This is a genomic window from Eggerthella timonensis (assembly GCF_900184265.1).
Classification (GTDB): Bacteria; Actinomycetota; Coriobacteriia; order Coriobacteriales; family Eggerthellaceae; genus Eggerthella; species Eggerthella timonensis.
This window is the reverse complement of the sequence record NZ_FXXA01000002.1, coordinates 2,740,882-2,752,884: the sequence shown is the minus strand read 5'-3', so window position 1 is coordinate 2,752,884 and position 12,003 is coordinate 2,740,882. Positions and strand designations below refer to the sequence as shown.

Here is a 12,003-nt window from a genome sequence, read left to right as displayed (position 1 = left end):
CGTAACATTTGGGTGATTACGGTACGAGAGCGGGGCTTCGCGGCGTGCTGGAACGATCGACCCGCCGCGCGAAGCCCGGCCGCAAGCCCGACGGCGTGCGCGAGGATTCTGCTCGCGCGGAAGACGACCGCATCGCGACGTCAGCGCGGCCGCAAGCGGTTCGCGTTCAAGGACGCGTTTTACGCGGGCGCTCCGAACCCCTTCGCCATGCGACGAGCGCTCCTCCGGCGACGGCCGCGGTTCCGGCGGTGAGGCCGACGGCCCAGGCGAAGCCCGGAATGCGCTCCTCGTCCTCGACGCCCTTGGGCGCGGAAGCGCCCAGGCGCTCGCCGCTCGGGGCTTCTCGGGTTTCGCCTGCGGCCGGCGCGACGCCTTCCGTAGGATCTTCGGGGGCCGTGGGCGCGCTTTCCACCGAGTCCTCCTCGCTTCCGGAGGCGCCGCTTCGCGGTTCGGCGCCCTGGCCTTCGCCGGCATCGCCCTGCGGCGGGATCGTCTCGGCTCTTTCGGTCGAAGGATTCCTGTCTGCCGGCGCGCTTCCCGGGTTCACGCGTTCGCTCTCGCCTTGGCCCACGCCCCCGCGGTTGCCGCCGCCGTCGCCGGAGTCCACCTCCGGCGGGTTCACGACGCTCGGAGGCTCCGCGTCGGGCTCGTCAGGCACGTCAGGGTTCGGTGCCGGGTCGGGGAGCCATTCCTCCTCGTAGGCGATGAGCGCCGGTTCGAACGCGGTGGTCGTCAGCGCGCCGTTTTCGAGCGTCACCGCGGTCGCGCGCAGGTAGAAGTCGCGGTAGTCGACGATGCTCGAAGAGTAGCTGACCGTGCAGTACAGGATGGAGGGATCTTCGTAGTCATCGTCGTACACGGGGAAGATGCTGTCCGTGCCCCATGCGTACTCCTGCCAATCCTCGTCCCATTCGAAGGTGCCCCAGCGCTCCCAGGCGTCCGGGTCGTCCGCGTAGGCGCGATCGACGTAGAGCGCCTGCAAGGCGGGGCGCCCTGTTTCCTCGTCGCGGTAATACGGGTCGATCGGCAGCGCCGGCAGGTACAGCAGCGCGCTCATCCCCACGTCAGGGATGATGCGGATGATCTGCCCGAACGGTTTGTCCACGCGGTCGATGCCGCCATCGCCGCCCCCTCCGACGTCCCCGCCTGCCGTGAGGGCGAGCGCCGCGGAGCAGGGGAGGGCCAGCGCGGCCGCGATCCCGAGGGCGAGCGCGCCCGCGACCGTGCGGCCGAGGCGTTTTCTGGTACCATGCTGCACGGAGGCTCCTTGTCGTTCGCGGAAGGTGGCGTATGCCGGTTCGTGCGCTCTGCCGTGCGGCGGCTCCCGCAGCAGCGGTCTTCTTGCTTGCGGGATGCCTGTTCGCGCTGACGTACTACCATGATAACAAATACCTCGCGCCGCCCCCGTACGGTTCGGACGGGGCCGTCGAGATCGCCGACGCCGACCTCGAACGCCCCCTCTCGCTCGTGGACGGGTGGCTGCTCTCCGTTGACGGCGGCCCGCAAACCGAGACGTTCATCGGCCAATACTCCAACTTCTCCTACGCGCCGGGCGGCACGTCCGCCTTCGGCAGCGCCTCCTACGAGCTCGCCCTGCGCTACGTCGGCGACCGGGACGAGCGCGCGCTCGTCCTGCTGGTCCCCGAGGTGTACGGAGACTACGCGCTGTACGTGGACGGCGTTCTCGCGGCGACGAGCCGCGACGGCGCGGACGTGGGCATCGTCGTGGGCGACGACACGCGCCTGAGGCTCGAGGTGGTCAACGACGCGCACTACTACGGTGGGCTGTACTACCCGCCGGTGCTGGGCACCGCTCAGGAGATGGCCGCCATCGTGTTCGCGAATGCGCTGGGAACCTGCGTGCTCGTGCTGGGGCCGCTCGCCGCCGCGTTGTTCGCGCTGGCCGTGCGCCGCAGGCGCGACGGCGACGCGCTCGTGCGCGACTTCGGCGTGCTGTGCGCCGCCTTCGCCGTAGCGGGCGCGCACGGAGCGGTTTGGCGCTTGGGAATCGCCGGGACCTGGTGGTATGCCGTGGAGGACGCGGCGTGGGCATGCGTGCTCGTGTCGGCGGTGGCGCTGGCCGCCCGCGCCGCGGGGCTGCCGTGGACGCAGGCGCGGCGCCCGGCCGCGCGCTGGGCAGCACGAGCTCTATGGGCGCTGCCGGCCGTCACGCTGGCCTGGGCGCTGGCCATCCCTGCGCTGCCGGCGTCCATCGAGGCGTACGGCCTGTTCCAGACCGTCGCGCGCGCCGGCTGCTGGGCCTTGTTCGTGGGCTGCGCCGTCGCGGGCGCGCTCAACCGCAGCGCCGAGGCGCGCTTCGTGCTGTACGGCTGCGCGGTGCTGGGGGCGGCGCTCGTGGCGAACCTGCTGGACAACAACGCCTACGAGCCGCTGTACGGCCTGTGGCAGAGCGAGTACGCGGCGCTCATCCTCGTGGGCATCTTCGCCTGGATGCTCGTGGAGCGCGTGCGTCGCCTGCGCGCCGCCGGCGAGCAGGTGCGCGACCTCGAGGTGCAGGTGCGCGCGGCAGAGACGAGCGTCAGGCACCTGCGCAGCGGCGAGGAGGCCACGCGCGCCGCGCGCCACGACCTGCGCCACCACGTGGGCACGCTGCGCCGGCTCGCCGACGCGGGGGAGTGGGAGCGTTGCCGCGCCTACCTCGACGAGCTGGGCGAGCTGCAGGACTCCGAAGCGCCGCTGCGCTACGCCGACAACCTCGTGGTAAACGCCGTCATGGCCGCCTACCTGTCGCCGGCGCAGGCGGCCGGCGTGCGCGTGAGCTGGGACGTGCAGGTGCCCTCGACGCTGGGCATGAAGAGCACCGAGCTCGTCGTGCTGCTGTCGAACCTGCTGGCGAACGCCGTGGAGGCGTGCGAGCGCGCCCGCGCCGCCGGGGAGCCCGAGCTACGGATCGCGTTCTCCATGCGCGAGCGCGACGGCCGCGTGGCCGTGCGCTGCGAGAACACGGCCGCGCCCGACGCGGCGTTCGGAGCCACGAGCAAGCCCGACGCGCGCAACCACGGCTTGGGGCTGCCCGCCATGCGCCAGATCGTCGAGCGCCACCACGGCGCGCTCGTCGCCGACGTCGAGGATGGCACCGCCGTCGTCCGCATCGCCCTGCGCTTGGACCGTTGAGCCGCTTGAGAAGCGCATGGTCGGTCGAAAGCCTCGCTTTCGAGACGATTTCCGAGGCGTTCGGCCGACAACGCGCTTTTCGGCTTCCGTGCAACCGTCGCCCGCCGTCCGCTTGCGCAAAAATGTGGTGAACTTGCGGGCTGCCTGATGAGCGCACTAGGCAAAGCGCAGCTGATATGGTATAAATGCTGGGCACGACAAAGAAGCAAGCGCGTTTTCGCGCACCATACTTTCGACACACGAGAAAGTGGGCTTGTTCCCGCTTTCTTTGTTTGTACGGGCTCGCCTCCACGAGGCGGCGGGCGAACATGGGGCGGCGAAGCGAACCAAACGGGAAGGAGGAGGCGCGTGCTCAGCAAGAAGGAACAGCAGCTGCTCGACGCGTTGGCTCCCCGGGCGGAGCAGGAGGGCGTCGAGGTCGTCACGGTCGAGGTCGTGGGCGCGAAGAAGGCCCCGACGATTCGCGTGTTTATAGACACGCCCGACGGCGTGAGCTTCGACGAGCTGTCCTCCGCGCAGGCGTGGATCAACGACCTCATGGACGAGCTCGACCCGTTCCCCGGGGCGTACACGCTCGAGGTGTCGTCGCCCGGCATCGACCGTCCGCTGCGCACCGTGGAGCATTTCGCGCGGTTCGCGGGCGACACGGCGGTGCTCAAGACGCAGCCCGTGGACGGCCGCAGCAACTGGACCGGCACCATCGTGGGCGCGGAAGGCGACGCGGTCACGCTCGACGTCGACGGCGCCGAGGTGCGGATCCCGATGAACGCCATCAAACGCGCCCATCTCAAGGGCACGATCGATTTCAGCTCGCAAACGAGCATCTGAGGAAAGGAAGCGAAGACGTGGCAAGTTCAGAACTGATTGAGGCGTTGCAGGCGCTGGCTCATGAGCGCAAGATCGATGAGTTCTACCTCATCGAACGCCTCGAGGCATCGCTCGCCAAGAGCTACCAGCACATCCTCGATCTCGAGTGGGATGCCCGCGTGACCATCGACCGCCAGTCGGGCCATATCTACGTGTACGAGCTCGTGCCGGTGGGAGAGCCCGACGAGGAGACCGGCGAGTACGAGGAGTTCGAGGAGCGCGACGTCACACCCGACGACGTGAGCCGCATCGCCGCCCAGAACGCCAAGGGCGTCATCGCGTCCATCGTGCGCGAGGCCGGCCGCCAGTCCATCTACGAGGAGTTCTCGGACCGCGTGGGCGATCTCGTGACGGGCACGGTGCTGCAGGGCACGCCCGACTTCACCATCATCAAGATCCGCGACGGCGTGGAGGCCGAGCTGCCCCACTACGACGTGAAGCGCAACCCCAACGAGCGCAACGAGCGCCCGAGCAACGAGCACTACCGTCACAACCAGCGCCTCAAGGTGCTCATCATCGAGGTGCGCGACCCGAACTCCGACGCGCCGAAGATGCGCGGCGAGCAGGCGCGCCCGGCCATCGTGGTGTCGCGCACGCACCCGGATCTCATCCGCCGCCTGTTCGAGATCGAAGTGCCGGAGATCTACGACGGCATGGTGGAGATCAAGTCCATCGCCCGCGAGCCCGGCGCCCGCTCCAAGATCGCCGTGGCGTCGCGCGAGGCGAACCTCGATCCGGTGGGCGCCTGCGTCGGCCCGAAGGGCAGCCGCGTGCGCATGGTGGTCGAGGAGCTGCGCAACGAGCGCGTCGACGTGATCCAGTGGGCCGAGGACCCGGCGGTGTACGTGGCCAACGCGCTGTCGCCGGCGAAGGTGACCCGCGTGGTGGTCGACGACGAGAACAACTACGCCACCGTCGTGGTGCCCGACGACCAGCTGTCGCTGGCCATCGGCAAGGAGGGTCAGAACGCCCGCCTCGCCGCCCGTTTGACGGGGTGGCACATCGACATCAAGAGCGCCAGCTTCACGGGCGAGTCGCTTGCCCCGATGGACAACATGCTGATCGACGAGGACGAGGCCGGCGACGACGAGGCGGGGCTGTGCGCCTACGTGGGCGAGGACGGGGTCCGCTGCCGCAACCATGCCCGCCCGGGCAGCCGGTACTGCGGCGTGCACGCCGACCTCGACGAAGCGTAAACTAGGTACCGAGAGAGGGCGGCCTGGTATGACGACGACGGCGACGAAGAGGCAGCGCAGCTGCATCGCATGCGGGAAGCTGGCCGGCAAGGCCGAGCTCATGCGCATCGTGCGCGACCCGTCCGGCGCCGTGTCGTTCGACAAGACCGGCCGCGCGCCGGGCAGGGGGGCGTACGTCTGCTCCGAGGAGTGCTTCGCCGCCGCATGCAAGAAGAAAAAGCTCGACCGGGCGCTCAAGGCGACGCTCGGCAGCGATGAGTACGACAGGATCGCCGCCGACGTCGCTTCGGCTGCGCGCGAAGCGAGATAGAAGTAGAGGAGTGGTATATGGCCAGCATGCGAGTACATGAGTTGGCGAAGGAATTCGATATGTCGAGCAAAGAGCTGCTCGACAAGCTGCAACAGATGAAGATCCCCGCGAAGAGCCACGCGAGCATGCTCGCGGACGCCTACGTCGACAAGATCCGCAAGAATCTCGAGCCCGAGATCAAGCAGCGCGCCGGTCAGCTGGAGGACGAGGAGGCCAGGAAGCTGGCCGAGGAGCGCGCCGAGGCCGAGCGCAAGCGGGCCGAGGAGGAGCGCGCCCGTCGCGAGGCCGTGGAGCAGGAGCGCGCCGCCCGCGAGGCAGAGCGCGCGCAACGCGCCGAGGGCTCGTCCGACGATGAGCGCGGCATGGGCGCCGACGGCTCCGACAAGCCGAAGAAGGCGCCGGCGTCCTCGCCGTTCGAGAGCCTGGCGAGCCAGATCGAGAGCGAGAAGGAGCGCGTCGCCCGCGAGGCCGCCGAAGCCCGTGCCCGCGCCCGCGCCGCCAAGATGGCCGCCGAGGTGGCCAAGAAGCAAGCCGTCGAGGAGGCGCTGCGCAACCGCAACGCCAAGGGCGCCAAGAGCGCCTCTCCCGCGTCGGCCCCCAAGAAGCCCGCGCCGGTGCTCGGCGCGAAGAAGCCCGCGTTCGACTCGCTGCTGTCGCAGATCGAGGCCGAGAAGCAGCGCATCGAGGCCCAGAAGCAGGCCGCCCCGGCGGCACGCGACGCCGCACGCAAGGGCTCCAGGCCCGAGCGCCCGGCCAAGAAGGGCAAGAAGGGCGGCCATATCGAGCAGATCGTTCCCGAGCTCGAGCAGCAGGCCGCTCAGCCCGAGGACCGCTACGCGCAGATGGCCGTGCAGGCCGAGAAGCTGCAGCGCGACAAGGTGCTGGCCGAGGCCCGCGCCGCCGTCGCCGCCGCGTCCACGCACGAGGGCGAAGGCCGCCGCAAGAAGCGCAAGGAGAAGCGCGAGGCCGAGAACCGCGAGCGCATGGAGCTCGAGGCCATCGAGAAGGGCCTCGACCCCACGCTCGTGCTCGACGACTCCGTCGTGGAGATCCCCCAGGGCGCCACGGTGGCGAAGTTCGCCGAGATCCTCGGCGTGCAGCCCAACGACATCATCAAGCGCCTGTTCATGCTGGGCCAGGTGCTGACGCTCACGCAGTCCATGGGCGACGACCTCGTGGAGCTCATCGCCGACGACATGGGCCGCAAGGTGCGCGTCGTGTCGCCGGAGGAGGAGTACGCGGTGGTGTACCACGACAAGGACGAGGACCTCAAGCCCCGCCCGCCCGTGGTCACCGTCATGGGCCACGTCGACCACGGCAAGACGTCGCTCTTGGACGCCATCCGCGACACGGGCGTCGTGGCCAGCGAGGCCGGCGGCATCACCCAGCACATCGGCGCGTCGGTCGTCGAGATCGACGGCAAGCAGATCACGTTCATCGACACGCCGGGCCACGAGGCGTTCACGGCCATGCGCGCCCGCGGCGCCCAGGTCACCGACGTCATCGTGCTCGTGGTTGCCGCCGACGACGGCGTCATGCCGCAGACCATCGAGGCCATCAACCACGCGAAGGCGGCCGAAGTGCCCATCGTGGTGGCCGTCAACAAGATCGACAAGCCGGGCGCGAACCCCGACCGCGTGCGCCAGGAGCTCGTCGAGTACGGCGTCATCCCCGAGGAGTGGGGCGGCACGAACATGTTCGTGGAGGTGTCGGCCAAGCAGCGCCTGCACATCGACGACGTGCTGGAGACGATCATCCTCCAGGCCGACGTGCTCGAGCTCAAGGCGAACCCCGATGCCGAGGCCTCCGGCTTCGTCATCGAGGCGAACCTCGACAAGGGCCGCGGTCCCGTGGCCACGGTGCTCGTGCAGCGCGGCACGCTCCATCCGGGCGACGTCGTGGTCGCCGGCACGTCGTACGGCCGCGTCCGCGCGCTCGTCGATCCGCACGGCAAGCACGTCGATTCGGCCGGTCCCGCCGACCCGGTGGAGATCCTGGGCCTCAACAGCGTGCCCGTCGCCGGCGACGAGTTCCGCGTGTTCGAGGACGAGCGCGACGCCCGCAAGCTGGCCGAGGAGCGTGCGCTGCGCGCCCGTCTGGCCGAGCAGGAGTCCAAGAGCCACATGAGCCTGGACGACCTGTTCAACCGCATCGAAGAGGGCAAGCAGACCGACCTAAACCTCATCGTGAAGGCCGACGTGCAGGGCTCCATCGAGGCGCTGCGCGACGCGTTCGAGAAGATGGACCAGTCCGAGGTGCGCATCAACATCGTGCACTCCGCGGTCGGCGGCATCACCGAGACCGACGTCACGCTGGCCTCCGCCTCCGACGCCATCATCATCGGCTTCAACGTGCGTCCCACGGGCAAGTCGAAGCAGCAGGCCGAGAAGGAGAAGGTGGACATCCGCCTGTACAGGATCATCTACCAGGCCATCGAGGAGATCAACGCCGCGCGCGTGGGCCTGCTTTCCCCCGACATCGTGGAAGAGGACACCGGCGTGGCCGAGGTCCGCGAGACGTTCAAGGTGCCGAAGGTGGGCACGATCGCCGGCTGCTACATCATCGACGGCGAGATCCACCGCGACGACAAGGTGCGCATCGTCCGCGACGGCACCATCATCTTCGAGGGCGTCATGGAGTCGCTGCGCCGCTTCAAGGACGACGTGAAGTCCGTGAAGCAGGGCTACGAGTGCGGCATCGGCATCCACGGCTACCAGGACCTCAAGATCGGCGACCACATCGAGGGCTACACCGTGAAGGAAGTCGAGCGCACGGAGTAACCGTCCGTGCCGACCGCGGCGAGCGAGCCGGACGGAGGGCATGCCGTGCTCAGACAGTCCTGGCTCGCTCGAAACGTCCACTGGACGTTTCGGCTCGTGCGGAACTGCGCGCAGCACGCCCCCCCCGTACGGCTCGCTCGCCGCTACGTCAACCTTGTGGTTACCGTAGCGGCGATGCGCTTCCTCCGACGCTTTGCGCTCGGTATGCTGGCTCAAGGGCCGGCGGCTGAAGATGCCGAGGTCACTCGGTTAGCCATAGGCCCTTGTTCCACCTGCAAGGTTCGCCTTTATCGGTAAGGAGACGCATCATGAAACAGAGTTCATCGAACCGCAAGGTCAACGAGCAGGCGCGCGAGATCGTCGCGGGCATCCTGCTCTTCGAGATATCCGACCCGCGCTTGGAGCTGGTCACCATAACCGGCTGCGAGGTGAGCTACGATCGCAGCGTGTGCAACGTGTTCTACACCACCGAGCCAGACCGCTACGAGGACGTGGCCGCGGCCTTCCAGAAGGCGTCCGGCCGCATCCGCTCGCTCATGGCGAAGCAGCTGTCGTGGCGCATCGCGCCGGAGCTGCGCTTTTTGCTGGACAAGAGCGTGGACGAGGCCGAGCGCATCGCGTCGGCCCTCGAGCGCGATGCCGCGCGCAACAAGGTGGTCGCGCCCACGGACAGCGACGTGCCGGCCGATGCCGACATCATGGCCGATCGCGAGGCGCAAGCCGAGCTGGCGGCCGACGACGAGTAGGAGACCCTATGGCGGTCACGCCCCAGACGAACACCGACCTCGCCTCCATCGCCGAGGCGCTCAAGGAGCATGACGACTTCATCATCTGCGGGCACGTGAGCCCCGACGGCGACTGCCTGGGCTCGCAGCTCGGCTTGGCCGCGGCGCTCAAGGGCCTCGGCAAGCGCGTGACCTGCCTGCTGGCGAAAGACGAGCCTATCGACGAGCGGCTCGTCTTTCTGCCGGGAGCGGCCGACCTCGTGCCGGCAGCGTCCTTCGACGGGCGCGCCCGCACGTTCGTGGGGGTCGACGTCCCCACCCGCGAGCGCATCGGGGAGGCGGCAGCCGCCCTGCGCGACGCCTGCGAGCTGGCCGTCACCGTCGATCACCATGCGGTGGACGCCGCGATGTCCGACCTTGTGTACGTCGATCCCGACGCCGCCTCCACCACGATGCTCGTGTGGGAGCTCGCGGGCCTTCTGGGCGCGGATCGCGCCGGCGACGTGGCGCTGTGCTGCTACACGGGCCTCGTCACCGACACGGGCCGCTTCCAGTATCAGAACACCGACGCGGCGGCGATGCGCGCCGCATCCGAGATGGTGGAGGCGGGGGCCGATCCGGCGTCCGTGTCGCGCGCCATCTTCCAGAACCGCACGCTGCCGTCCGTGCGCCTCGAGGGGCTCGCCGTCGAGCGCATGGCGTTCGGCGCGGACGGCGCTTACGCGATGAGCTGGCTCGTCGCCGAGGATTTCGAGGCCGTCGGCGCGGTGAAGGCCGATGCCGAGCCCATCATCGACGCGCTGCGCTCGGTGGCGGGCGTGCGTGTGGCGTGCATGCTGCGGGAGCAGGGCGATGTCGTGCGCGGCAGCCTGCGCGCCAAGGACGACACCGACGTGGCCGCCATCGCGCGCTCGTTCGGCGGGGGAGGACACGTCGCCGCGGCAGGCTTCACGCTGTCCTGCACGATGGACGAGGCGCGCCGCACGGTCGAGGAAGCGCTCGAGGCGACCTTCGCCGAGGGCGAGAGGGCGTGCGGCGCGTGAAACGGGGGCTATCGGGGCTGTCGCTGGTCGTCGGGGTGAACAAACCCGCCGGCATGAGCTCTCATGACGTGGTGAACCGCTGCCGGTCCATCTTCGGCGAGCGTCGCGTGGGGCACACGGGCACGCTCGACCCGATGGCCACCGGCGTGCTTCCCATCTGCGTCGGGCCGGCAACGCGCCTGGGGTCGTATCTGACCGGGCACGACAAGCGCTATCGCGTGTCCATCGCGTTCGGCGCCGGCACCGACACCGACGACGCCGCCGGATCGGTGGTCCGTACGGGAGAGGTGCCCGACCGCGTGCTCGACCCCGAGTTCGCGGCCGCGTTCGTGGCCGGCCTCGTGGGCAAGCGCAAGCAGATGCCGCCGGCGTACTCGGCCATCAAGGTGAACGGCAAGAAGTCCTACGAAGCAGCTCGCGCCGGCAACATCATCGACCTTGCGCCGCGCGACATCGAGGTGTACGATGCGCGGTTGCTGGGCGTGCACGAGGGCGACGGCGAGACGCTGCCGACGTGGGACGTGTCGTTCGAGGTGTCGAAGGGCACCTATATCCGCGCGCTCGCCCGCGACGCGGGCGTGTCGCTGGGCTGCCCGGCGCACGTGGGCGCGCTCGAGCGCACCGAGCTGGGGTTGCTCACGTTGGAGGAGTGCGTGAGCCTGGAGACCCTGGCCGAGCTCAAGGATCGCGCCGCGCTCGACCCGGTGCGCCTGCTGGGCGTGCGGTTCTCCTACGCCCAGGGCGAGCTGGCGAAGAAGGTGGCGAACGGCGCGCAGCTTCCGGCTGCCGAGCTGCCGCTGTTCGAGCGGAGGAGGACGACGTCGGCGGCCGAGATGTGCGCCTGCACCGCGGGCGTGCGCGAAAGCTGCGAGCCGCCGCGCGACGGTGAGCTCGTGGCCGTGTTGACGGACAACAGGCTCGTCGCGCTGTACGCGTTCGACGAGGGGCGCGCTCGGTTCGAGACGCGCTGCGTGTTTCAAACGGGGGTGTCTCGTGGCAGAGATATATAGGGTCGACGAGTCGTTCGACCACGGGTTCTTCAAGGGCACGTCGTGCGCGTTCGGCGTGTTCGACGGCGTGCATCGGGGGCATCGCTTCCTGCTCGACTGCGCTCGCGCAACCGCAGCCGAAAGCGGCGGCGCCAGCGTCGCGCTGACGTTCGACATCGATCCCGACGAGGTGTTCCACCCGACGCGGCTCAAGAAGCTCATGACGAACGAGGAGCGCGTGCTCATGCTGGCGGACAGCGGCGTCGACGCCGTCGCCGTGCTGCCGTTCACGCGCGATTTCGCCGCATCGTCGCCCGAGGAGTTCCTCGTGCAGACGTTCGACGGCACGGTGCCGTCGTGCTTGCACGTGGGCTACGATTTCAAGTTCGGCGCGCGGGCGGCAGGCACGGTGCGCGACCTCGACGCATGGGCGGCCGAGGGCGGCACAGACGTGCAGGCGCACGATCTGAAGAGCGACGACGGCGCGCCCATCACGGCCACGCGCATCCGTCTGCTGCTGGCCGACGGCAACGTCGAGGAGGCGAACCATTTGCTGGGCCGCCCCTACTTCATGACCGGCGTCGTGGAACCGGGCCGCGGGGAAGGGGCCGACCTGGGCTTCCGTACCGCGAACCTCACGGTTCCCGATCAGATGCGGCCGCTCGGCGACGGCGTGTACGCCGCCTACGCGCACGTGGACGGCGCGCGCTACAAGGCTGCCGTGAACGTGGGGGTGGCCGCCACCTTCGCCGATCGCGCCACTGCCACCTGCGAGGTGCACCTCCTCGACTTCTCCGGCGACCTCTACGGCAAACCGGTCAAGGTGGAGTTCCTCCACTGGCTGCGCGAGATGCGCAAGTTCGACGACCTCGACGAGCTCGTGTCCACGGTGAAGGGCAACATAGCCTGGGTCAGGGAGAACCTGTAAGGCGAGGGGGAGACAAAGGGAGTGAGACAG

10 protein-coding genes are annotated in these 12,003 nt (G+C 69.2%); 9 read left to right on the top strand and 1 reads right to left on the bottom strand.

The genetic code is table 11. The annotated features are described in order from the left end of the window. Nucleotides 1-166: 166 nt before the first annotated feature. A complete protein-coding gene (locus C1A15_RS11565; protein ID WP_180953084.1) occupies nucleotides 167-1,258 on the bottom strand; it encodes a hypothetical protein in 1,092 nt (363 codons plus the stop codon). A 32-nt stretch (nucleotides 1,259-1,290) separates the two neighbouring features. Between C1A15_RS11565 and C1A15_RS11560 the strand changes: the two genes are divergently transcribed. From C1A15_RS11560 to ribF, 9 genes are all read left to right on the top strand, one after another. Continuing rightward, nucleotides 1,291-3,135 (top strand): sensor histidine kinase, encoded by a 1,845-nt coding sequence (locus tag C1A15_RS11560; RefSeq protein ID WP_101722713.1) that lies wholly within the window; start codon nucleotides 1,291-1,293, stop codon nucleotides 3,133-3,135. Between the two features lie 348 nt (nucleotides 3,136-3,483). Beyond that, nucleotides 3,484-3,963, top strand: coding sequence for a ribosome maturation factor RimP (locus tag C1A15_RS11555; protein ID WP_101722712.1), 480 nt, complete (start codon nucleotides 3,484-3,486; stop codon nucleotides 3,961-3,963). Between the two features lie 17 nt (nucleotides 3,964-3,980). Then, entirely contained in the window at nucleotides 3,981-5,198 is a 1,218-nt protein-coding gene (gene nusA / locus C1A15_RS11550; RefSeq protein ID WP_101722711.1) for a transcription termination factor NusA, read from the top strand. A 28-nt stretch (nucleotides 5,199-5,226) separates the two neighbouring features. After that, entirely contained in the window at nucleotides 5,227-5,508 is a 282-nt protein-coding gene (gene rnpM / locus C1A15_RS11545) for an RNase P modulator RnpM (RefSeq protein ID WP_101722710.1), read from the top strand. 17 nt (nucleotides 5,509-5,525) lie between these two features. Further along, nucleotides 5,526-8,288, top strand: coding sequence for a translation initiation factor IF-2 (gene infB, locus C1A15_RS11540; protein ID WP_101722709.1), 2,763 nt, complete (start codon nucleotides 5,526-5,528; stop codon nucleotides 8,286-8,288). A 308-nt stretch (nucleotides 8,289-8,596) separates the two neighbouring features. Then, nucleotides 8,597-9,034 carry a 30S ribosome-binding factor RbfA gene (gene rbfA, locus C1A15_RS11535; protein ID WP_101722708.1) on the top strand — a complete coding sequence of 146 codons (438 nt, stop codon included), beginning with the start codon at nucleotides 8,597-8,599 and terminating at the stop codon, nucleotides 9,032-9,034. A gap of 8 nt (nucleotides 9,035-9,042) precedes the next feature. Further along, nucleotides 9,043-10,056 carry a DHH family phosphoesterase gene (locus C1A15_RS11530; protein ID WP_101722707.1) on the top strand — a complete coding sequence of 338 codons (1,014 nt, stop codon included), beginning with the start codon at nucleotides 9,043-9,045 and terminating at the stop codon, nucleotides 10,054-10,056. Beyond that, nucleotides 10,044-11,066, top strand: coding sequence for a tRNA pseudouridine(55) synthase TruB (gene truB, locus C1A15_RS11525; RefSeq protein ID WP_101722706.1), 1,023 nt, complete (start codon nucleotides 10,044-10,046; stop codon nucleotides 11,064-11,066). Before C1A15_RS11530 ends, truB begins: the two co-directional genes overlap by 13 nt. Next, nucleotides 11,050-11,973 carry a riboflavin biosynthesis protein RibF gene (gene ribF, locus C1A15_RS11520; protein ID WP_101722705.1) on the top strand — a complete coding sequence of 308 codons (924 nt, stop codon included), beginning with the start codon at nucleotides 11,050-11,052 and terminating at the stop codon, nucleotides 11,971-11,973. Before truB ends, ribF begins: the two co-directional genes overlap by 17 nt. The last annotated feature ends 30 nt before the right edge of the window (nucleotides 11,974-12,003 follow it).

Coding starts and splice junctions, on each gene's coding strand:
- C1A15_RS11530 (WP_101722707.1), top strand. CDS start 9,043: ATGGCGGTCACGCCCCAGACGAACACCGACCTCGCCTCCATCGCCGAG.
- rbfA (WP_101722708.1), top strand. CDS start 8,597: ATGAAACAGAGTTCATCGAACCGCAAGGTCAACGAGCAGGCGCGCGAG.
- rnpM (WP_101722710.1), top strand. CDS start 5,227: ATGACGACGACGGCGACGAAGAGGCAGCGCAGCTGCATCGCATGCGGG.
- infB (WP_101722709.1), top strand. CDS start 5,526: ATGGCCAGCATGCGAGTACATGAGTTGGCGAAGGAATTCGATATGTCG.
- C1A15_RS11560 (WP_101722713.1), top strand. CDS start 1,291: ATGCCGGTTCGTGCGCTCTGCCGTGCGGCGGCTCCCGCAGCAGCGGTC.